The sequence below is a fragment of the Saccharopolyspora kobensis genome, from assembly GCF_900108315.1.
In the GTDB taxonomy this organism is placed as follows: domain Bacteria; phylum Actinomycetota; class Actinomycetes; order Mycobacteriales; family Pseudonocardiaceae; genus Saccharopolyspora; species Saccharopolyspora kobensis.
Map to the genome: position 1 here is coordinate 836060 of NZ_FNVB01000003.1, position 21228 is coordinate 857287.

The 21228-nt window shown below is 71.8% G+C and carries 19 protein-coding genes; 12 read left to right on the forward strand and 7 right to left on the reverse strand.

The genetic code is table 11. The annotated features are described in order from the left end of the window. Positions 1-102: 102 nt before the first annotated feature. The 4 genes from C4T78_RS12310 to fabG all read left to right on the forward strand — a co-directional run bounded on the left by C4T78_RS12310 (position 103) and on the right by fabG (position 4993). Positions 103-2220 carry an acetate--CoA ligase family protein gene (locus C4T78_RS12310; RefSeq protein ID WP_177247765.1) on the forward strand — a complete coding sequence of 706 codons (2118 nt, stop codon included), beginning with the start codon at positions 103-105 and terminating at the stop codon, positions 2218-2220. A 372-nt stretch (positions 2221-2592) separates the two neighbouring features. After that, the gene (locus C4T78_RS12315; RefSeq protein ID WP_093357323.1) at positions 2593-2973 is read left to right on the forward strand and encodes a Zn-ribbon domain-containing OB-fold protein; all 381 of its coding nucleotides are present in this window, start codon (positions 2593-2595) and stop codon (positions 2971-2973) included. A 119-nt stretch (positions 2974-3092) separates the two neighbouring features. Continuing rightward, positions 3093-4241 (forward strand): thiolase family protein, encoded by a 1149-nt coding sequence (locus tag C4T78_RS12320; protein ID WP_093357324.1) that lies wholly within the window; start codon positions 3093-3095, stop codon positions 4239-4241. 23 nt (positions 4242-4264) lie between these two features. Continuing rightward, positions 4265-4993, forward strand: coding sequence for a 3-oxoacyl-ACP reductase FabG (fabG, locus tag C4T78_RS12325; RefSeq protein WP_093357325.1), 729 nt, complete (start codon positions 4265-4267; stop codon positions 4991-4993). Positions 4994-5050: 57 nt separating this feature from the next. On the opposite strand, the gene C4T78_RS12330 is transcribed toward fabG, so the two are convergent. Then, the gene (locus C4T78_RS12330; protein WP_093357326.1) at positions 5051-6202 is read right to left on the reverse strand and encodes a CaiB/BaiF CoA transferase family protein; all 1152 of its coding nucleotides are present in this window, start codon (positions 6200-6202) and stop codon (positions 5051-5053) included. Between the two features lie 178 nt (positions 6203-6380). Here C4T78_RS12330 and C4T78_RS12335 point away from each other — a divergent pair, with 178 nt between their 5' ends. The 5 genes from C4T78_RS12335 to C4T78_RS12355 all read left to right on the forward strand — a co-directional run bounded on the left by C4T78_RS12335 (position 6381) and on the right by C4T78_RS12355 (position 11949). After that, on the forward strand, positions 6381-7103 hold the full coding sequence (locus C4T78_RS12335) for a GntR family transcriptional regulator (RefSeq protein ID WP_093357328.1): 723 nt from the start codon (positions 6381-6383) through the stop codon (positions 7101-7103). 104 nt (positions 7104-7207) lie between these two features. After that, positions 7208-8344 (forward strand): N-methyl-L-tryptophan oxidase, encoded by a 1137-nt coding sequence (gene solA, locus C4T78_RS12340; RefSeq protein WP_093357329.1) that lies wholly within the window; start codon positions 7208-7210, stop codon positions 8342-8344. 16 nt (positions 8345-8360) lie between these two features. Beyond that, positions 8361-9803 (forward strand): sodium:solute symporter family protein, encoded by a 1443-nt coding sequence (locus tag C4T78_RS12345; protein ID WP_093357330.1) that lies wholly within the window; start codon positions 8361-8363, stop codon positions 9801-9803. Further along, positions 9800-10957 (forward strand): NAD(P)/FAD-dependent oxidoreductase, encoded by a 1158-nt coding sequence (locus C4T78_RS12350; RefSeq protein ID WP_093357332.1) that lies wholly within the window; start codon positions 9800-9802, stop codon positions 10955-10957. Before C4T78_RS12345 ends, C4T78_RS12350 begins: the two co-directional genes overlap by 4 nt. A 122-nt stretch (positions 10958-11079) precedes the next feature. Continuing rightward, a complete protein-coding gene (locus C4T78_RS12355) occupies positions 11080-11949 on the forward strand; it encodes an aminoglycoside phosphotransferase family protein (protein WP_218161716.1) in 870 nt (289 codons plus the stop codon). Between the two features lie 44 nt (positions 11950-11993). Here C4T78_RS12355 and C4T78_RS12360 read toward each other — a convergent pair whose 3' ends face one another. Beyond that, positions 11994-12680 carry a dienelactone hydrolase family protein gene (locus C4T78_RS12360; RefSeq protein WP_093357334.1) on the reverse strand — a complete coding sequence of 229 codons (687 nt, stop codon included), beginning with the start codon at positions 12678-12680 and terminating at the stop codon, positions 11994-11996. Between the two features lie 219 nt (positions 12681-12899). Between C4T78_RS12360 and C4T78_RS12365 the strand changes: the two genes are divergently transcribed. From C4T78_RS12365 to C4T78_RS12375, 3 genes are read left to right on the forward strand one after another with little or no spacing between them, the layout of a single operon-like run. Beyond that, positions 12900-14033, forward strand: a complete 1134-nt coding sequence (locus C4T78_RS12365; RefSeq protein ID WP_093357444.1) for a DUF418 domain-containing protein — start codon at positions 12900-12902, stop codon at positions 14031-14033. 18 nt (positions 14034-14051) lie between these two features. Continuing rightward, positions 14052-15248: a sensor histidine kinase gene (locus C4T78_RS12370; RefSeq protein WP_103908116.1), complete on the forward strand. Its 1197-nt coding sequence runs from the start codon at positions 14052-14054 to the stop codon at positions 15246-15248. Next, complete coding sequence (locus C4T78_RS12375; protein WP_093357337.1) at positions 15245-15883, forward strand: response regulator; 639 nt, start codon at positions 15245-15247, stop codon at positions 15881-15883. Before C4T78_RS12370 ends, C4T78_RS12375 begins: the two co-directional genes overlap by 4 nt. 6 nt (positions 15884-15889) lie before the next feature. Here C4T78_RS12375 and C4T78_RS12380 read toward each other — a convergent pair whose 3' ends face one another. From C4T78_RS12380 to hpaE, 5 genes are all read right to left on the reverse strand, one after another. Beyond that, positions 15890-16978 (reverse strand): J domain-containing protein, encoded by a 1089-nt coding sequence (locus tag C4T78_RS12380; protein WP_093357446.1) that lies wholly within the window; start codon positions 16976-16978, stop codon positions 15890-15892. 443 nt (positions 16979-17421) lie between these two features. Then, positions 17422-17817, reverse strand: coding sequence for a YciI family protein (locus C4T78_RS12385; RefSeq protein WP_093357338.1), 396 nt, complete (start codon positions 17815-17817; stop codon positions 17422-17424). A 19-nt stretch (positions 17818-17836) separates the two neighbouring features. Next, on the reverse strand, positions 17837-18214 hold the full coding sequence (locus C4T78_RS12390) for a VOC family protein (RefSeq protein ID WP_093357339.1): 378 nt from the start codon (positions 18212-18214) through the stop codon (positions 17837-17839). A gap of 131 nt (positions 18215-18345) precedes the next feature. Further along, on the reverse strand, positions 18346-19599 hold the full coding sequence (locus C4T78_RS12395) for an RNA polymerase sigma factor (protein WP_093357447.1): 1254 nt from the start codon (positions 19597-19599) through the stop codon (positions 18346-18348). 82 nt (positions 19600-19681) lie between these two features. Beyond that, a complete protein-coding gene (gene hpaE, locus C4T78_RS12400) occupies positions 19682-21178 on the reverse strand; it encodes a 5-carboxymethyl-2-hydroxymuconate semialdehyde dehydrogenase (protein ID WP_093357341.1) in 1497 nt (498 codons plus the stop codon). Positions 21179-21228 lie beyond the last annotated feature (50 nt).

Consider the following 21228-nt stretch of genomic DNA (forward strand, 5'->3'; position numbering starts at 1 on the left):
TCAGGCCCGCGATTTCAATTGAAATCGGACGTCTGATTTCCATTGAAATCGCGGAACCGGACATACGAGCACTCCCCCGTCCCCGCTGCGAGGAGGATTGACGTGGCCAACTCCGCGATCCAGCGCCTGCTGCACCCGCGGTCGATCGCCGTGCTGGGCGCCTCGGACAACCCGGTCAAGCTGTCCGGGCGTCCGATCGAGCTGATGAAGCGGTTCGGCTACACCGGCAGGCTGCTGCCGGTCAACGCCCGGCGCGCGGAGGTCCAGGGCCTGCCCGCCTACCGCGATCTGGACGAGATCGACGGTGAGATCGACCTGGCCATGGTGATGCTGCCCGCCGACAAGGTCGCCGACGGGCTGCGCGACTGCGCCGCGCGCGGCATCCCGGCGGCGATCGTCGGCGCGTCCGGCTTCGCCGAGATCGGTGCCCGCGGCGAGCACCTGCAGCGGCAGCTGGAGGCGGTGATCGCCGAGACCGGCATCCGGGTGCTGGGGCCGAACTGCCTGGGCATGTTCAGCCTGCGCGACCGCGCGATGCCCACCTTCACCTCGGCGATGGACGACAGCTCCGCGCTGGTCGACGGGCCGGTGGCCTTCGTCAGCCAGAGCGGTGCCTTCGGCACGTTCATCTTCAGCGCGGCGCAACACGCCGGGCTCGGCATCTCGCACTTCCTCAACACCGGCAACGAAGCCGACCTGTCGGTGGCCGAGGTGCTGGGCGGGCTGGTGGAGACCGACGGCGTCGAGGTGCTGATGGCCTACCTCGAAGGCGTGCACCGGGGCCGGGAGCTGCTGGCGGTGGCGCGCCGGGCGCACGAGCTGGACAAACCGATCCTGGTGGTGAAGGTCGGCAGCTCTGAAGCCGGGGCCCGCGCCGCCCAGTCGCACACCGCCTCGCTGGCCGGGGAGGACGCCGTGTTCGACGGCGCGGCCCGGCAGCACGGCATCGTCCGGCTCGCCGGGCAGGAACAGCTGCTCGACACCGCGCAGGTGTTCGCCGGCGGCCGACGCGCTCGCGGTCGCCGGTTGAGCACGCTGTCGCTGTCGGGTGGCGCCGGTGTGCTCATGGCCGACGTGGCCAGCGACAACGGCCTGCTGGTGCAGCCGTGGGACCAGGCGTGGCAGCAGCAGATGGCCGCGGTCATCCCGGCCTACGGCTCGCCGCGCAACCCGATCGACCTGACCGCCACGCTGATCAGCGATCCGGATCTGCTGCGGCGCGGCCTCGACGTCGCGGTGCGGCATCCCGGCACGGACATGATCGCGGTGCTGCTGGGTAACGCCGACAACGCCTCCGCGCAGCTGATCGACGCCATCGAGCAGGCTCACCGGGCCACCGACCGGCCGTTGGTGGTGGTGTGGACCGGTGGCAGCGGCCGTCCCCGCCGACGGCTGCAGGAGCTGGGCATCCCGTGCTTCACCGATCCCGGGCGCGCCGCCGCGGCTCTGGGCAAGCTCGCCGATTTCAGCCTGCGCCCGCCGCTGCCCGAGCCGCAGCGCCCGGACGACGTCGACGAGCAGGTGGTCCGCGCGATCATCCAGGACCTGCGGGACGAGGGTCGCACCCAGCTCGACGAGCACGAGTCGAGCCGCTTGATCGCCGCCTACGGCATTCCGTGCGCGGGGGCTTTCCCCGCCAGGACACCGGATGCCGCGGTCGCCGCCGCGCACGAGCTCGGCGGCCCGGTGGCGGTCAAGCTGCTGTCCGGGAGCATCGGGCACAAATCTGACATCGGCGGAGTGCGGCTCGGTCTGACTCACGACGCGGAAATCCGCGTGGCGGCGGAGGAATTGCTGACCATCGCACGCGAGACCGGTGATCCCGGAGCCCGGCTGCTGGTGCAGCGGATGGCCGCGGGCACCGAGCTCATCGTGGGCGTCAAGCGCGATCCGGCGTTCGGGCCGGTCGTGGTGGTCGGTTTCGGCGGCGTCCTGGTCGACGTGCTCGCCGACAGCCGGGTCGGTGTCGCACCGCTGGACGTCGACGCGGCCGAACGGCTCCTGCTGTCGCTGCGCGGCAGCCGCCTGTTCGGCGAAGTGCGCGGCAAGCCCGCGCGCGACCTCGGGGCGGCGGCCGAAGCGGTGGCGCGCCTGTCCTGGCTGGCCCACGACCTGGCCGACGACATCGCCGAGCTCGACGTGAACCCGCTGCTGCTCGGCGAGGCGGGCGAGGGCGTCATAGCGGTGGACTGCCTGGCCGTGCTGACCCCGGCAGAGTGATGGGCCGGCGCATCAAACCCCGGCGCACCGGTGCTGTGGCGGGTGGTTGCGCGATTTCAATTGAAATCGGACCGTCGATTTCAATTGAAATTGCCGACCTCCCCGGAGTGTCGGGACCACGACACACCGGCGCCGTGTCGGGTCGTTGCGCGATTTCAATGGAAATCAGACGTCTGATTTCCATTGAAATCGCGTGGGTTCTCCCATCACGGGATGGGACTTCCCCTTCGGACAGGGGAAGTTCACCGCCCGGCGTGGGGAATGTGGCCATGCGTCGGCGTGTCGGTCACATGCCGGTGGTTCGGACGGAAGTCGGCCGCCGAAGTCGGAAGTGGGACACCGAGGGCGTGCTGCTGGGAAGGAAGATGCCGGATGACTGATGTGATGGCGCTGGACGGGGCGCCGGAGGTGGTGTTCCGGGACGGGCTCGCCGCCGGTGAACTGCGGTTCCAGCGCTGCCGGAAGTGCTCGGCGGCGGTGTTCCAGCCGCGCGTGCTGTGCCCGGTGTGCGGCAGCGACGACCTGGCCTGGCAGCGCAGCAGCGGACGCGGGGTCGTCTACTCCACGACGGCGGTGCGCACCCGCGAAGGCGCGCACAACGTCGCGCTGGTCGACCTGGACGAGGGTTTCCGCATGATGTCGCGGATCGAGGGCGTCGCCGCCGACCAGGTGGTCATCGGGACGCGGGTGCGGCTGGCCGTCGTCGAGCAGGACGGCCAACCGGTCGCGGTGTTCCGGGAGGAGGCGTCATAACGCCCTCGGCCAACCACATCTCAGGGGACCGCGATGCGAACCAGCCACAAGAAACCGCAGGACGCAAGAGCACCCGAAACGAAACCACCACTGAAGAACGCGGAGAGGCGGGACTGCCCATGACTTTGCGCGGAACCACGGCCGTCGTCGGCGTGGCCGAGTCCGATCTCGGGCAGGTCGCTCCGGGGCTGACCCCGCTGGACCTGGCCGGGCAGGCCACGGTGCGCGCGCTGGCCGACGCCGGACTTGACAAGTCCGATGTGGACGGACTGTTCACCGCGTCGTCCTACTACCCGATGTCGGGCATGGACACCGCCGAGTACCTGGGCATCCGGCCTGCGTACGTGGACGGCTCGACCATCGGCGGCAGCTCGTTCGTCTCGCACCTGCTGCACGCCGCCGCGGCGATCGACGCCGGGCTGATCCGCACGGCTCTGATCGTCTACGGCAGCACCCAGCGCTCCGACGGCGGCAGGCTGGTCTCGCCGTCCAAGCCCAACCCGTACGAAGCGCCCTACCGGGCCCGCCACCCGGTCAGCATGTACGCGATGGCGACCGCGCGGCACATGCACCAGTACGGCACCACCCGCGAGCAGCTGGCCGACGTGGCGGTCGCCGCGCGGCAGTGGGCGCAGCTCAACCCGGCGGCCTTCGCGCGCGATCCGCTGACCCGCGAGGACGTGCTGGCCGCGCGGATGATCAGCGATCCGCTGACCAAGCTGGACTGCTGCCTGGTCACCGACGGCGGCGGCGCGGTGGTGCTGACCAGCGCGGACCGCGCCCGCGACCGGCCCGGCGAGCCGGTGTTCCTGCTCGGCGGCGGGGAGGCGGTCTCGCACCGCAGCATCTCGGCGATGCCGGAGCTGACGGTCACCGCGGCGGTCGAGTCCGGCAGGCGGGCGTTCGCGATGGCCGGGCTGGGGCCGCAGGACGTCGACGTGGTGGAGCTCTACGACGCCTTCACCATCAACCCGGTCCTGTTCCTGGAGGACCTGGGGTTCTGCGCGAAGGGCGAGGGCGGCGCGTTCGTCGCGGACGGCCGCATCGCGCCGGGCGGCGAGCTGCCGGTGAACACCAACGGCGGCGGGTTGTCCTACTGCCATCCCGGGATGTACGGGATCTTCACCATCATCGAAGCGGTGCGCCAGCTGCGCGGCGAGTGCGGTGCCCGCCAGGTCGCCGACGCCGGTGTGGCGCTCGCCCACGGCAACGGCGGAGTGCTGTCGAGCCAGGTCACCGCGCTGTTCGGCACCGAACGGGCGCTGTGACCGACATTGCGAGGAGGTTGTTGATGCTGCAGGACAAGGTCGCGGTGATCACCGGCGGCGGCAAGGGCATCGGGTTCGCGATCGCGGAGAACTTCGTGTCCCACGGCGCGAAGGTCGTGCTCGCCGACATCGACGGCGCTCAGGCGCAGGAGGCGGCGGCGGAACTCGGCGGCAGCGCGCTCGGCGTGACCTGCGACGTGACCGATCCGGACGCGGTGCAGGCGGCGATCGAGGCGGCGACCGGCGAGTTCGGCGCGCTGGACGTGATGGTGAACAACGCGGGCATCACCCGCGACGCCACGATGCGCAAGATGACGCTGGAGGACTTCGAAGCCGTCCTGGACGTGCACGTCAAGGGCGCCTGGCTGGGCACTCGCGCCGCGGCGGCGGTGATGCGCGAGCAGGGCAGCGGTTCGATCGTGAACATCTCGTCGATCTCCGGCAAGGTCGGCATGATCGGGCAGACCAACTACAGCGCGGCCAAGGCGGGCATAGTCGGCCTGACCAAGGCGGCGGCCAAGGAGGTCGCGCACAAGGGCGTGCGGGTCAACGCGGTGCAGCCCGGCCTGATCCGCACCGACATGACCGCGGCGCTGCGCGAGGACGTCTGGCAGGCCAAGCTGCAGGAGATCCCGATGCAGCGCGCCGGTGAGCCCTCCGAGGTGGCCGACGTCGTGCTGTTCCTGGCCTCCGGGCTGTCCTCGTACATGACCGGCTGCGTCCTGGAGATCACCGGCGGCCGCCACCTCTGACCCGGCAGGAGGCGCCGCCCGCCGACGGCGCCTCCGCACCCGTGAGCCGCCGGCGGCTCAGTCGCGGGGTGGTTCGGCGTGGCCGCCGAGTTCGGCCAGGATGGCTTGGGTGTGCTCGCCGATCTCCGGGATCGGGTCCATGCGCGGTTCGCGTCCGGGGACGGTGACCGGGGGCAGCAGGGTGCGCAGCGGTCCGGCCGGGGAGGCGACCTCGCGCCAGCGGTCGCGGGCCGCCAGCTGCGGGTGCGCGGCGAATTCGGACACGGTGCGCATCCGGGCGTTGGCGATGCCCACCTGCTCCAGCCGCTGCTCGATCTGCTCGCTGCTCATCGTCGCGAACACCGCCTCGATGGCCACTTTGAGCTCGAAGACGTTGGCCACCCGCTTCGGGTTGGCGTCGAACCGCGGATCACCGGCCAGGCCGGGCTGGTCGAGCACCTGCTCGCAGAACTTCACCCACTCCCGCTCGTTCTGCACGCCGAGGAAGACCTGACCCCCGTCGCCGGCGGCGAACGGCCCGTAGGGCGCGATGGCGGCGTGGCGCGCTCCGGCTCGCGGCGGTTCGGTCCCGCTGTAGGAGTAGTAGTACGGAAAACCCATCCACTCGCCCAGCGCGTCGAACAGCGACACCTCGAACGCCGTGCCGCGCCCGGTGCGCTCGCGCTCGTACAGCGCGGTGAGCACGCCGGTGTAGGCGTACATGCCGCCGGCGATGTCGGCGGTGGAGATGCCGGTCTTGGCCGGTTCGTCCGGGCTCCCGGTGATCGAGACCAGCCCGGTCTCGCACTGGATCAGCAGGTCGTAGGCCTTCTTGTCGCGGTAGGGCCCGGAGCTGCCGTACCCGGAGAGATCGCACACGATCAACCGCGGGTTCTTCGCGCGCAGCTCGGCCGCACCCAGCCCGAGGCGTCCCGCCGCGCCCGGGGCGAGGTTCTGCACGAACACGTCCGCGCGGTCCAGCAGCTGATCCATCACCGCCCGGTCGGCCGCCGCCTTGAGGTCCAGGACGATGCTCTCCTTGTTGCGGTTGAGCCAGACGAAGTGGCTGGACAGTCCCCGCACCGACGTGTCGTAACCGCGGGCGAAATCGCCCGTCGGGCGCTCAACCTTGATCACCCGCGCGCCGAGATCGGCCAGCTGCCGGGTGGCGAACGGGGCGGCGACGGCCTGCTCCAGGGAAACCACGGTCACGCCTTCCAGCGGAAGCATCGACCCGCTCTCCTTCCCGCCGAGGGATTTGTACGGCCAATCGAACGTCAGCCGCCCCTGAGATGTCAATGCTGTTCCACAGCGCCGGAATCGACTATGGCCGTACATATCCGGCCTCCATTTGACCGTGCGAAAAGACTATTGACCGGTCAAAAGTCGGCAAGCTAGATTCCACCTCGTGGCAACCCCGGCGTACCTGCGCATCCGCACCGAACTGGAGCAGCGGATCCGCTCCGGTGCGCTGCCGCCCGGCAGCCGGCTGCCCACCGAGGCCGAGCTGCAGCGGCAGCACTCGGTCAGCCGCGCGACCGCGCAACGAGCGCTGACCGAGCTGGCGCAGGCCGGGCTGGTGGAGCGCCACCGGCGGCGCGGCACCTTCGTCGCCGAAGGCGCGCGGCAGGAGAACCTGCTGCGCGTGGTGAACCCGACGCTGCAGGGCCCGGAGATCCCGGGCAGGCACGCGGTGGACTCCGCGGCGGTGATCCCGGCGCGCGATGCCGACGTCGAACTCCCCGGCGTGCCCGGCGACACGCCGGTCAACCAGCTGCGGCGGCTGAAGTTCGACGTGGACGACAACCCGATCGCCGTCGAGCTCTCCGCCGTTCCGTTCTCGCTGGCACCACGAATGCTGGACGAGGACCTGGCGCACCTGACCGTGCACGACTACTTCGCCCGCACCGGCGTGCCCGCGGCCAAGTCCCGGGTCTACATCGACCCCGTCATGCTCGACCAGGCGACCGCGACCCGGTTGCGGATGCCCGCGGGCGGTGCGGTGATCCGGCTCCGCAGGCTGACCTGGCTCACCGACGGCAAGCTCGCCGAAGCCATGTGGCACATCATCCGGCCGGATCTGGTCGAGTTCTTCATCGAGCAGACCGTTCTGTCCACACCGGACTCCTGATCCTCCGGTACCGGTTCCCGCCGGGAACCGGTGCAGCTCCCCACACCGCCAGTCCTCCCACGACTGCGCCCTCTTCCGCGTTCCTCCGCACTCCTGGAGCGGCCATGAGCCAACCTCGCGTCGCAGTGATCGGCACCGGCGTGATCGGCGCCATGACGACCTGGCAGCTCGTCCGGCGAGGAGCCGACGTGCTCGCCTTCGACACCTACTCCCCCGGTCACGACCGCGGTGCCTCCGCCGGGGAATCGCGCATCTTCCGCACCGCCTACAAGGAGGGCTCCGGCTACGTCCCGCTGCTGCAGCGCGCCGGGCGGTTGTGGCGCGAGCTGGAACGGGCCGCGAGCGCCGAGCTGCTGACGATGTGCGGCGGCCTGACCATCGGCCCCGCCGACCATCCCGACGTCCTGGCGGTGCGGCGGTGCGCGGAGGAGCACGGCCTCGACCACGAGGTCCTCGACGCCGAACTCGCCCGCGAGCGCTTCCCGCAGCACCGGATCGACGACGACGAAGTGATGGTGCTCGACCCGGCCGCGGGCGTGCTGCGCCCCGAGCCCGCGGTGCAGGCCGCGTTGCGCATCGCAGCCGATGCGGGCGCGGAAGTGCTCGCCCACCACCGGATCACCGAGGTCGCCGAGACCGCGCACGGGTGGCGGATCACCAGCGGCGGCACCGACTTCGACGTCGACCACGTCGTGTTCGCGCCCGGCCCGTGGGCGCGCGAGCTGGAACCGCTGCGCTCGCTGCCGGTCGAGATCCGGCGCATCACCGCCTGCTGGTTCGCCGCGCGCGACACCGCCGCGCACCGGCCGGACCGGCTGCCGATCGCGATCCGCCGCCACCGGGAGGCCGGGTTCTCCTGCTTCCCGCTGCTGGACGGCGTTTCGGTCAAGATCGTCCCGCACCACCTCGGCTGGCCCGCCCTGGCCGGCCCGGACGACCTGCCGCGCAGCGCCGAGCCCGAGTTCGCCCGCGCGGCCGCGGCCGCCGCGGAACGGCTGCTGCCCGGCGTCACTCCGCACCCGGTGCGCATCGGCACCTTCGCCGAGGGCTTCACCCCGGACGAGCACGCCCTGCTGGGCCCGCTGCCCGGGCACCGCAACGCCACGGTCATGACCGGGTTCTCCGGCCACGGCTTCAAGCTCGCCCCGGTGTTCGGCCAGATCGGCGCCGATCTCGCGCTGCACGGCAGCACCGAGCACGACATCACCCAGCTGGACCCCGACCGCTTCGCGCGCGCGTGACCACCGGAGGTCGACCATGCCCACAGGATCCACCGGACAGATCATCGGGATCGTCGTCGCCAGCCTGCTGGTGATCGGCTTCGGCATCGCCATGTCCGTCTACTTCGGACGGAAGGCGAAGAACTCGCAGGACTGGCTGTCGGCGGGCGAATCGTTGCCGCTGATCGTCGTCATCATCACCCAGTTCGCCACCGCCACCGGCGGCGGCGTGCTGATCGCGCACGTCGGCATCGGCTACCGATCCGGCTGGTCGGTGTTCATCTACGAGGGCTGCGTGCTGATCGGCTTCCTCGTGCTGATGCTGATCGCGAAGTGGCTGCGGCAGCAGCGCTTCACCACCGTGCCGGACATCATCACCAGGCTCTTCGGGCAGCACAAGCTGGTCACCGCGATCGCCGCGCTGGCCGCCCTGGTGGTGCCCTTCGGCTGGCTGGCCACCCAGTTCGTCGCCTTCGCCCAGCTCTTCGGCCAGCTCACCGGCGTCTCCCCGACCGCGCTGATCCTGCTGATCATGGTGGCGTCGCTGCTGTTCGTGCTGCCGGGCGGGCTGACCTCGGTGGCCTGGACCGACTTCGTGTTCGGCATCTTCATGATCGCGATGTCGCTCGGCGTGGCCGCCTACGCCGTGCACCTGGCAGGCGGCTGGGGGCACATCACCGCCACCGTGCCGCAGCGGCTGTGGGGCTGGGAGGGCTTCACCGCCGTCGGCTGGGAGCAGATCTGGCTGTGGGTCGCGGCGATCCTGCCCGGCACGCTCACCAACCAGCTCTACTACCAGCGGGTCTTCGCCACCAAGAAGGTCTCCGACGCGCGCCGCGGGCTCGGCCTGTCCGGCCTGACCATGCTCATCGGCGGCATCTACGCCGGGTGCATCGGGCTGGCGGTGCACTCGATGAACCCGGGCCTGGCCAACGAGGAGGACGCGGCCGGCTGGCTGCTGACCCAGCTGCCGACCTGGCTGGTGGTGATCTTCGGCGCGTTCCTGGTCTCGACGATCGTGTCCACCACCGGTGCCGCGCTGCAGTCCGTGGTGGCCAACCTGACCCGCGACGTGTACCAGAACATCGTCGGCAAGCAGCAGAGCGAACGGCAGGCGGTGTCGCTGTCCCGGCTGATCACGGTCGGCGTGTCGATCCTGGCCGCCGTGCTGGCGATCCTGTTCCCGAAGGCGCTGACCTGGCTGGTCGCCACCTACGCCTACTCGGCGGCCGCGCTGGCCGCACCCATCTTCCTCGGCTACGCGCTGCACAAGCGCCGCCGGCTCACCCCGCTCGCCGCGATCGCCAGCATGCTCACCGGCATCATCGGGTGCGCTGTGGCGCAGGTGCTCGACACCACCGTCCCGTACGCGGTGTACGGCATCGGCGCGTCGACCGTGGTGCTGCTGGCGATCGCGTTCGCCACGCCGGGGAAGCCCAGTGCAGATGTCCGCAGCGAACTAGTGAGGGAAGAAGCATGAAGATCGCCGTGATCGGCCTCGGCGTGCTGGGGGCCGCTGCCGCCCGCGCGCTGGCGCTCGCCGGCTCCGAGGTGACCGTCTTCGAACGGACCGCACCGCTGGCCGGTACCTCGGGCACGTCGTTCGCCTGGACCAACTCGCACAGCAAGGACCCGCGCTCCTACCACGACCTCAACGTCGCGGGCATGGCCGAGCACGCCGAACTGGCGAAATCCGGCGCGGACTGGTTGGTGCGCAACGGGAACCTGGAGTGGGCGCAGGACGCGGCAGGCGCTGAGCGGCTGGCCGCGTCGGTCGCGGAGCTGACCGGGCGCGACTACCCGGTGGAGTGGATCACGCCGGACCGGGCCCGCGAGCTCGTGCCCGACCTGCGGGTGCCGGGCGAGGTCCGGGACATCGCCTTCTACCCCACCGAAGGGCACGTCTTCCCGGCTCTGCTGGTGGCCCGGCTGTGGGGCGAGGCTCGCGAGCACGGCGCCGAGCTGCGCTGCCCCGCCGAAGTGCTCGCGGTTTCCGAAGCAGACGGACGGGCTCGCGTCGAACTGGCCGGTGGCGCGGCGGATTTCGACGCGGTGGTGGTCGCCACGGGCCGCTGGACCGAAACCCTGACCGCAGCCGCCGGGTACCGCGTCCCGATGGCGGACCCGGACGCGGCGGGCTCGGCGACGGTCGGCCTGCTCGGCTACACCCGCCCGCTGGCCACCCGCCTGGACCGGGTGCTGACCACGCCGGACCTCAACGTCCGCCCGGACGGCGCGGGCCGCCTGATCGTGCAAGGCCTGGACCTCGACGCCCACGCGGACCCGGCTGCCCCGCCATCCGCCGGCGGCGACCACGCGCGAACCCTGTGCAGCCGCCTGAACGACCTGCTCGCGGGCACCGAGGGCGCGAGCCTGGAATCGCTCCGGGTCGGCCAGCGCGCGATTCCCGCCGACGGCCTCACCGTCGCCGGATTCCTCGGCGACAGCGGCAGGATCTACGCGCTCGCCACCCACAGCGGCATCACCCTCGGCCCGCTACTGGGCCGCCTCGCAGCGCAGGAAGTCCTCACCGGTACCCCGGCGGACGCGCTGGCCGACTTCCGCCCCCAGCGCCTGATCGGCCGGTCCGGTCTGCCACCGCTGGAACCGGCCCGCTTCGCGGGCCAGCAGTGATCGTGCCGGGAAAACCGGTTTGATCGGACTGCGAAGTCATGACACGCTGCCAACGACCGCGGTCCGCCGGTGCGGGGTCATCTCGCACCGGCGGGACCACGGACTACCCCTGGGAGCTGCTCTTGACCGTCGGGACGACACCGGTGATCGACGCCGCGCTGGCGAGGCGCTTGGTCGACGCGCAGTTCCCGCAGTGGGCCGGGCTGCCGCTGCGGCTGCTCGCCCCGGCCGGATCGGATCACGTGATCTACCAGCTGGGCGAGGAGCTGTCGGTCCGGCTCCCCCGCCACGACGGCGCGACCGAGCAGGCGAGGAAGGAAGCCGAGTGGCTGCCCCGGCTCGCCCCGCACCTGCCGCTGGCCGTGCCCGAGCTGGTGGCGGTGGGCGAACCGGGCTTCGGCTATCCGTGGCCGTGGGCGGTGTCGCGCTGGCTGGACGGCGAGGTCGCGACCGCCGACGCCCTGTCCGGTTCGCACGAGACCGCCGTCGCGCTGGCCGAGTTCCTGACCGCGCTCCACCGGATCGATGCCGCAACGGCCGAGCACCTCACCGGCGAGCCGCTGGCCGAGCGGGACGCGGAGACGCGATCCGCCATCGCGGAGGTCGGTGGCGCATTCGACGCCGCGGCGATGTCCGAGCTGTGGGACGCCGCCCTCGCCGCCCCGGGATGGGGCCGCGCACCGGTCTGGTTCCACGGCGACTTCCACACCGGCAACCTGCTGACGACCAACGGCCGCCTCAGCGCGGTCATCGACTTCGGCGAGCTCGGCACGGGCGATCCGGCCTGCGACCTGACCATCGCCTTCACCCTCCTCTCGCCCGAGACGCGAGCCACCTTCCGCTCCGCGCTCGACGTGGACGACGACACCTGGACCCGCGGTCGCGGCTGGGCCCTGGCCACCGGCTTGAACGCCCACACCTCGTACGCCGCGACCAACCCCCGCGTCGCGACCCAGACCACCCGCCAGATGACCCAAGCCCTCCTCGGCTGAACCGAGCCCGCCGACCACACCGCCGGAGCGCGGGGCGGGCTCGATCAGGTGAGGTGGCGACGCAGGAAGTCGAGGGTTCGCGGCCAGGCCGTGCGGGCCGATTCCTCGTGGTAGGAGGCCGGGTTCTGGTCGTTGAAGAAGGCGTGGCCCGCCGGGTAGAAGTAGATCTGCGGGCGGACCGCTGACTGCTGCTGCACCTTGTCCCGCAGCTCGCCGACCGCGTCCACGCTGATCGTGCGGTCGTACTCGCCGAAGTGGCACAGCATCGGCGCGGTGAGTCCGGAGAAGTCCGTCTCGGTCACCGACGGCAGGCCGTAGAACGGCACCACCGCGCCGACCCGCTCGCCCTGCTGCGCGCCGAGCACGATCGCGAACTTCCCGCCCATGCAGAACCCGACCGCGCCGACCGACGAACCGCTCACCTGCTCGTGCCCCAGCAGGAAGTCGACCGCACCGGCGAGGTCGCGGGCCGCGCGGTCGACCGGCAGCTCCTGCATCAGCCGCGCCGCTTCCTTCCCGTCGTGCGTGGTGCGCCCGCCGTAGAGGTCCGGGGCCAGCGCGACGAACCCCTCCGCCGCCAGCCGGTCCACCACGTCCGCGACGTGGTCGGTCAGCCCCCACCACTCCTGGATCACCACCACGCCGGGGCCGCTGCCCGACGGCGTCGCCAGGTAGCCGTGCGCGGTGCGCCCGTTGCTGGGGAAGCTGACGTTCTGGTGCGGATTGGTCACCGTGGCACTCCTCTGACCGGATCTCTGCCGACCGGCACATGGTCGCGCCGGGCCGGTCTGATCGCACGTGCGTCCCCCAGGTCAAGATCAACACCGTAGCCCGGCCGGATCAGCTCGCGCATCGACCAACTGGTGGATGCGGTGGATGCGGTGGTGGAGATCGCCGACCGACCGGTCCACCGATACCCGGCGGTCCCTCCTGCGAGCATCGTCGAAGCCATGTCCTCGACCTTGACCGGCACGAGCCCGGTCCACCAGGAACGCTCCCTCGCCCCGGACCTCGCCCGCGGCGCGATGCTCGCGCTGATCGCGCTGGTCAACTCGGCGATCTACCTCTACGACCGCCCGTACGGCCTCAAGCAGCACATCGTCGAGCACGGGCTGCTCGACCGCATCACCAGCGCGCTGCTGACGGTTCTCGCCGACGGGCGCGCCTACCCGATGTTCGCCGCCCTCTTCGCCGCCGGCGCGGTGCAGGTGCTGCGGCGCTCCGGGCCCGGGGTCCTGCGCCAGAGGTGCTGGTGGATGCTGGCGTTCGGGCTGGTCCACGCGGTGCTGCTGTTCCCCGGTGACGTGCTGGGCCTCTACGCGGTGGTGGGCTTCGCGATCGCCGCGTCGACCCGGATCCGGGAGCGCACGCTGCTGATCACCGCCGGGTGCTGGCTGGTCGTCGTGGCCGTGGTCCAGGGCGCCGTCAACTCGATGTCCCCGACCGGGGACCAGCGGTCCTACTTCTGGTCCTTCGCGGTCGATTCGCCGCTGGAGGCCGTTGCCCTCCGCCCGCTGGAATGGCTGATGATGCCGTTCGGGATGCTCGGCGTGCTGAGCGCGGCGCTCGTCGGCATCTGCATCGGGCGGCGCGGAATGCTGGCGGATCCGGCGCGGTACCGCGCCACTCTGGTCCGCGTCGCGGTCGGCGGGCTCACCGTCGCGGTGCTCGGCGGGCTGCCGCTGGGCCTTGCCGTCGGCGGTTTCTGGACACCGGGGAGCCTCACCGCCGCGTGGGCCGCTTCCGCCGCGCACGCCGTGACCGGCGTCGCCGGAGGCCTCGGCTACGCCGCGCTGATCGGACTGCTGGCGCTGCGGCTGGACGCCCGGCGCGGCCCGGTGGTCCGGGCGATCAGCGCCTGCGGGCAGCGTTCGCTGAGCTGCTACCTGTTCCAGTCCGTGGTGTTCTCGGCGCTGCTGCTGCCCTTCACGCTGGGCCTGGGCGCGACGCTGGGCTCCGCCGAGGTCGCGCTGCTGGCGCTGGGCACCTGGCTGGCCTCGGTGCTGCTGGCCGAAATCCTGCGGCGCGCGGGCAAACCCGGCCCGGCCGAGGTGTTGCTGCGCCGCCTGGTCCGCCGCAGCTGACCTGCCAGACTGAGCGGCGTGACATCGGTGGAGGAGCAGCAGTACATCCAGCGGGAGCAGCGCTGGAACAAGGTGTGGGCGCTCGCACCGTACGGACTGCTCGGTCCGGCTGCGGCTGTTTCGCTGTTCGACGCGTCGGGCTGGCAGCACCACCTGATCACGCTGGCCATCGCGGCCGGGCTCGGGGTGTGGCACTGGTGGTTCGTGGTGGCGCACCCCCAGTGGTGCGAGCGCAGGACCTGGCTGATGGCCCTGTACTTCGCCGGGCTGCTGGCCACGACTGTGCTCCTGGTCGGGCGCAGCAGCGCTTTCCAGCTGTTCGTCCCGGCCTGCTACGTACTCGCGTTCGTCACGCTGCCCGGCTGGACGGCCTACATCGGTGTGGCGGCCACCAGCGGGATCTGGCTGATGGCGCCGGGAACGGACGTGCCGGTGACGCTGGGCAACCTCGCGACCGCCACGCCGCTGGCCGCGCTGATCGGCTGGACGATCCGGGTGATGGAGCGCGAAGCGATCCGGCGGCGCGAGGCCCACAGCCGGCTGGTCGCGATGGCCGCCGAGAACGCACGGCTGCACCAGGTGCTGGTCGAGCGCGCGAAAGCCGCTGGGACGGCCGAAGAACGCGCCCGGATGGCCCGCGAGATCCACGACACCGTCGCGCAGGGGCTGACCGGCATCGTCACCCAGCTCGAAGCCGCCGAGGAGCTCTCCCCCGCCGATCCGGTCCGCGAGCGGCTCGGCAAGGCCCGGCAGCTCGCCCGCACCAGCCTGGTCGAGGTCCGCCGCTCGATCGAATCCCTGCGCCCGGGCCCGCTGGAGAACGCCCGGCTCGCCGAAGCGGTCGCGCGGACCGCGGCGTCGTGGCGCGAACAGCACGGCGTGCCAACGGAGTTCACCGTGACCGGCACGCCGCACCCGGCGCCGCCGGAGGCCGAGGTGGCGGTGCTGCGCGCGGCGCAGGAAGCGCTGTCCAACATCGGCAGGCACGCGCAAGCCGGGCGCGTCGACGTTACGCTGTCCTACATGGACGGTCTGGTCGTGCTGGACGTGCGCGACGACGGCGCCGGTTTCGACGTCGAGGCCGCTTCCGGGTTCGGGCTGACCGCGTTGCGCGAGCGGGTGGGCCGGCTCGCCGGTTCCGTGGAGATCGAGTCGGCGCCGGGCGCGGGTACCGCGCTCAGCATCGCAATCCCGGTGGGAGAGGTGGCCGGATGAACCGGTGGAAGCTGGTGGTCGTCGACGATCACCCGGTGGTGCGCGACGGGCTGCGGGCGATGCTCGGCACCCAACCGGATTTCGAGGTGGTCGGCGAGGCGGCCGGCGGCGCCGAAGCGCTGGCCGTGGTGGCCGCGGTGAAGCCCGACGTGGTGCTAACCGATCTGCGGATGCCCGACCCGAGCGGCGCCGAGCTGATCCGGCTGCTGCGGGAGCGGGCCGCGACGGCGCGGGTGCTGGTGCTGACCACGCACGACACCGATTCCGACGTGCTGCCCGCGATCGCGGCGGGCGCCATCGGCTACCTGCTCAAGGACACGCCGCGCGAGGAGTTGTTCCGGGCGGTGCGCGCCGCCGTGCGCGACGAGTCCGTCCTCTCGCCTCCGGTCGCCGCCCGGTTGCTCAGCAACGTCCGCCCGGCAGCGCCCGCGAACACCGCGCTGAGCGCCCGCGAGCGCGAGATCGTCGGGCTCCTCGCGCGCGGCCGGACCAACCGGGAACTGGCCGCCGACCTGCACATCAGCGTGGCGACGGTGAAGACCCACCTGCTGCACGTCTACGCCAAGCTCGGCGTGCCGGACCGCGCTGCCGCGGTGGCCGCCGCCTACGAGCGGGGACTGCTGGATCCGCGGTGACCGCCGTCAGTCGGTGACCACCTGGTCGAGCAAGGTGGTGAAGGCCTCCCGGTCGACGGTGGCCGGGTCCTGCGCCAGCCAGCTGCCGATCTCCCGGACGAACTGGCCCGGAGTCATCGGCGAGACCTGCTCGTCCTGCTCCACGGTGGTCACCTCACCGGAGCGGCTCGGGTAGATCAGCACCGCACCGCGCACCTCGACGCCGGGCAGCAGTTCCTCGAACGCCTCGACGCCTTCCACCAAGCGGGTCGCACCGCCGCGGAAGGGATGCCCGTTGCGCCACAGCGTGCCTTCCTCGTCGGTCGTGTAGTGGCCGGGCAGCCAGGTCTTGGACTCCACCAGCACCAGCCGCCGCCCGCACAGCACCGCGTGGTCGACGTCCTGGAAGACCGAGTCGGGCCAGGCCAGACCGTGGAACACCCGCACCCCGGGAAGCCGGGTGAGGTACTTGGCGCACAGCTCGGCGGTCAGCTGCTGCGCGCGCTCCTCCGGGTCGGTGCTGCCGCGCAGCCCGTAGATCCGGCTGCTGTCGTACTCCGCCGCGAACGACCGGTCGGCCCGGTGCGCGCGAATGTGCCTGCGCAGCAGCACGAGGATCACCGCGCCGGCAGCCACCAGCAGCGCCAGCCAGCCGGCCAGCAGCGCCGCGGTCAGCTCGACGGCCAGCCCGGCCAGCAGCAGCAACGACCACCCGCCGACCAGCGCGAGGGTGGGGGCGCGTTCCGGCCCGGTCATCGGCAGGTAGCGGATGCGCGCGTCCGGGTCGATGCCGTCCCACCACGCGATGTCGTCCAGGCGCAGCCGGGGCAACCGCGGCACGTAGTTCGGGTCGTCGCCGAAGTTCCGGCGACGACGGCGCGCGGCCGGCTGCGAGCGGCTCGGCTGCTGCTCCTGCTCGCCACCACCGTCGTAGTGCGCGCGGCGCACCGGGTCGTTGAGGGTTTCGTAGGCCTCCTGCAGCAGCCGGAACGTTCCCGCCGTGCCACCGACGTCGGGGTGCATGGTGCGGGCCAGCGTCCGGTAGGCGGACTTGATCTCGGAGGCGGTCGCATCGCGATGCACGCCGAGCAGCTCGTAATAGTCGACCCCGCGCACGGTCCTCCCCGCCTCCCACTGCTGCGCGGCCATGATAGGGCTTGCGCCGCGGACAAGATCAACCGCGTGGTCTGTTTCGTCGGCTTCGCGCGCGCGCCCGACGATCACGGTGCCCGCAGCGGGCGCCGACCGCACCCCGAACGCGAAAAAACCCGCTGACCTTCGGGTCAGCGGGCTCTTCCACGCGGGCGGCCGAGACGGCTGGGCCGTCCCTCCCTTTTGACCACCCGGAACAGCCGGGCGCGGTTCTCGGTGGCGCCTCGAACCGGCTCGGCTAGCTGAGCGGTGCAACGCCGGGCCCGCGAACCGGAGCGGGAGGGAACTCCGGCCGACTCGCCCGACACCGCCAAGTCCGTCGTCGGCGGGCGAAACGCCCACCGGTGCCGAACCCCACCTTAGCGGATACCGCGTCCGCGCGGGGCGGACGTGACCAACAGCTCCTCTCACACGTCCGGGCCGGAAGCCTCCATCACCGGGCGCACTTCCACCGCGGCGAACCGCGCATCCGGGATCCGGGCGGCGATCTCGATCGCCCGCTCCGGGCTGTCGCAGTCGACCACGAGGTAGCCGGCCAGCTGCTCCTTGGTCTCGATGAACGGGCCGTCGGTCGCCGCGAGCGCGCCGTCGCGGACCCGGACCGTCCTGGAGGTGAGCGGGTCGGCCAGCGCCTCGCCGCCGACGAACTCGCCCGATCCGACGATCTCGGCGTGCATCGCCTCGGCCTGCCGGGTCAGCTCGGCGCGCTCCTCCTCCGGCAGCGCGAGGAAGTCCGGGTCCCGCAGGAACATCGGGTGCTCCCAGCTCTCCGGGTTGCTGTAGATCAGCAGCAGGTACTTCACCGTCGGCTCCTCACTCCGGTCACTCGCTTCCCGCGACGCCGACCAGGTTCCCCTCCGGGTCGGTGAAGTGCCCGACCACGAAGTCGCCGTCGGGCGCCTTCACCGGCCCCAGCACGCGCTTTCCGCCGAGGCTCTCCGCCTTCGCCAGCGCCTCCTCGACCTTCGGCACGCCGATGTAGACGAGCACCCGGCTCTCGTGGTCCGCGCCACCGCCGACGCCGCCGTTGATGCCACCGGTGGTGGTGCCGTCGACGAACCCGTACTGGCCCGGCGCGGACACCTCCTCGCTCAGCGCGTCACCCACGTGGAACTGCCAGCCGAACAGCTCGCCGTAGTAGTCGTGAAGCTTCCTCGGGTCCTTCCCGATGATCTCGAAGTGCACCACGGGGCTTCCCATGACCGTTCCCCTCCGCACCGTCGACGGTGCTGACCGGCGCCCCTTCGGCGCCTCTCGACCATAGGTCGGAGCCGCCGAGCGGGCTTCGACATCGGCGCGCGCGAATTCGGAGCGGCGGTTTCGCGGTCGCCCTAGGCCCGCTGGTCGTCGGGCAGCTGCGCGGCCCGCTTCCGGAGGTAGCGCTGTTCGGGCAGGCTCGTGGTCAGGCGGGCGGCCAGCAGGTACGAATCCCGGGCCCCGGGGACGTCACCGGCCATCTCCAGCAGGTGCGCCCGCACCGCGTGCAGCCGGTGGTGCTTGCTGAGCCTCCCGTCGGTGCTGAGCGGTGCCAGCAGCGCCAGTCCGGTGTCCGGGCCGTGGACCATCGCGGCGGCGACCGCGCGGCTGAGGGCGGCCATCGGATTCGGGGCGAGCTTCTCCAGCAGCTCGTAGAGCGCCAGCACCTGCTGCCAGTCGGTGTCCTCGGCGCGGGACGCTTCGGCGTGCACGGCGGCGATCGCGGCTTGGACCTGGTACGGGCCGAGCGGCGCGCGGGTCAAGGCGCCGGTGATCAGCTCGACGCCCTCGGCGATGAGCTGCTGGTCCCACTCGCCGCGATCCTGCTCGGCCAGCGGGATGAGCTCGCCGTCCGGACCGGTGCGGGCCGGGCGGCGAGCCTCGCACAGCAGCATCAGCGCGAGCAGCCCGCAGACCTCGCCGTCGTCGGCCAGCACGCCGTGCACGAGGCGGGTCAGCCGGATGGCTTCCGCGGTGAGCTCGGCGCGCTGCAGGTCGAGCCCGGAGGTCGCGGTGTAGCCCTCGTTGAAGATCAGGTACAGCACGTGCAGGACGGCGCGCAGCCGTTCTTCCCGCTCGTCGTCGGGAGGCAGGCCGAACCGGGCGCCGGTGGCCTTGATCCGCTGCTTGGCGCGGCTGATGCGCTGCGCCATCGTCGGTTCCGGCACCAGGAACGCCCGCGCGATCTGCGCGGTGCTCAGCCCGCCGACCGCCCGCAGCGTCAGCGCCACCTGCGATGCCGGGGACAGCTCGGGATGGCAGCACAGGAAGAGCAGGGTGAGCGTGTCGTCGTCGCTGTGCGCGTCGCCGACGTCGGCGGGCGGGGCGATGTGCTCGTCGGGCAGGGCCATCGACGCGGCGTTGCTCTCGCGCCGCCTGCGCGCCTGCTCGCTGCGGAGCTGGTCGACCATCCGCCGGGACGCGACGGTGATCAACCAGTTCAGCGGGTTCGCCGGAACGCCCTGCTCAGGCCACTGCGCGGTGGCGGCGAGCAGCGCTTCCTGCACCGCGTCCTCGGCGATGTCGACGTGCCCGCGGTGCCGCACGAGCGCGACGAGCACCTTCGGCGCCGAGCGGCGCAGGAGGTCGGCAACACCGGCGTCCGTGATCGCATCTCCTTCGCGTGCGGAGCCCGGCGGCCGGACCGGAGGCCGCCGGGGACGCCCACATTCGACCACGCGGCGGCTGGCGCTACTGGGTGCCGCCGAAGTGCGGCAGGCCGCCCTCGGCGATCCAGGCGTGCACGATGCGCTGATCGGTGTAGAAGTCGATGCTCCGGGTGCCGCCCTCGTGGCCGACGCCGCTGGCCTTGATGCCGCCGAAGGGCGTGCGCAGGTCGCGGATGTTGTGCGAGTTCAGCCAGAGCATCCCGGACTCGACCTGGTTGGCCACCCGCAGACCGCGCTTGAGGTCGTTGGTCCAGACGTAGGCCGCCAGGCCGTACTTGGTGTCGTTGGCCAGCCGGATCGCCTCGGCCTCGTCGTCGAACGGCGTCACCGCCACCACCGGGCCGAACACCTCCTCGCGGAACAGGGTGTGCTCCGGGGTGACGTCGGCGAACACCGTCGGCTCCAGGAAGTTGCCCTCCGGCAGGTGCGCAGGCCGCTTGCCGCCGGTCACCAGTCGCGCGCCCTCGGCCTTGGCCTTCTCCACGTGCCCGATGACCTTCTCGAAGTGCTCCGGGTGGATCAGGCAGCCCAGCTCGGTGCCGCGGTCGGCGGGCAGCCCGACCCGGAAGCGCTCGGCGCGTTCCCCGAGCCGCCGCACGAAGTCGTCGTAGATGCTGCGGTGCACCAGCACCCGCGAACCCGCCGTGCAGCGCTCGCCGTTGAGCGAGAACACGCCGAAGATCGCGCTGTCCAGCGCCGCGTCGAGGTCGGCGTCCGCGAAGATGATGTTCGGCGATTTGCCGCCCAGCTCCATCGACAGGCCCTTCAGGCCGTCGGCGGCGTTGCGCATGATCACCTTGCCGGTGGTGGTCTCGCCGGTGAACGACAGCACCGGCACGTCCGGGTGGCGGACCAGCGCGTCGCCGGCCTCCTCGCCGATGCCGTGCACGACGTTGAACACACCGGCGGGCACGCCCGCTTCTTCGAAGATCTCCGGCAGCACGCTCACCGACAGCGGCGACCACTCGGCGGGCTTGAGCACCACGGTGCACCCGGAGGCCAGCGCCGGGGCCAGCTTCCAGCTCTCCAGCATGAACGGCGTGTTCCACGGGGTGATCAGCCCGGCCACGCCCTTGGGCTTGCGCACCACGTAGTTGAGCTGGACGTCGGCGACCCGGTAGGCCTCCTCGGTCTGCACCACGATCAGATCGGCGAAGAAGCGGAAGTTCTCGGCCGCGCGCTTGGCCTGCTGCTCGACCTGCGCGATCGGCAGCCCGGTGTCGAAGGACTCCCACTGCGCGATCCGCTCGCCGCGCGCCTCGATGCCGTCGGCGATGCGGTTGAGCACGTTCGCGCGGGCGCGGTTGCGCATGTCGGCCCACCCGCTGTCCCGGAACGCCGCCGCGGCCGCCGCGACCGCCCGGTCGACGTCGGCGGCCTGACCGGCGGCGGCGCGGGTGTACTCGGTGTTGGTCGCGGGCTCCAGCACCCCGAAGGTCTGCCCACCGGCACTGGGCACCAGCTCACCGCCGATGTAGTGGGTGATCAGCTCGGGAACGCCGTCCGGCACGTTGCTCATCTGGGGGTCCTCCACGTCGTCAGGTGCGCGGGACGCGACCCGGTGGAGAT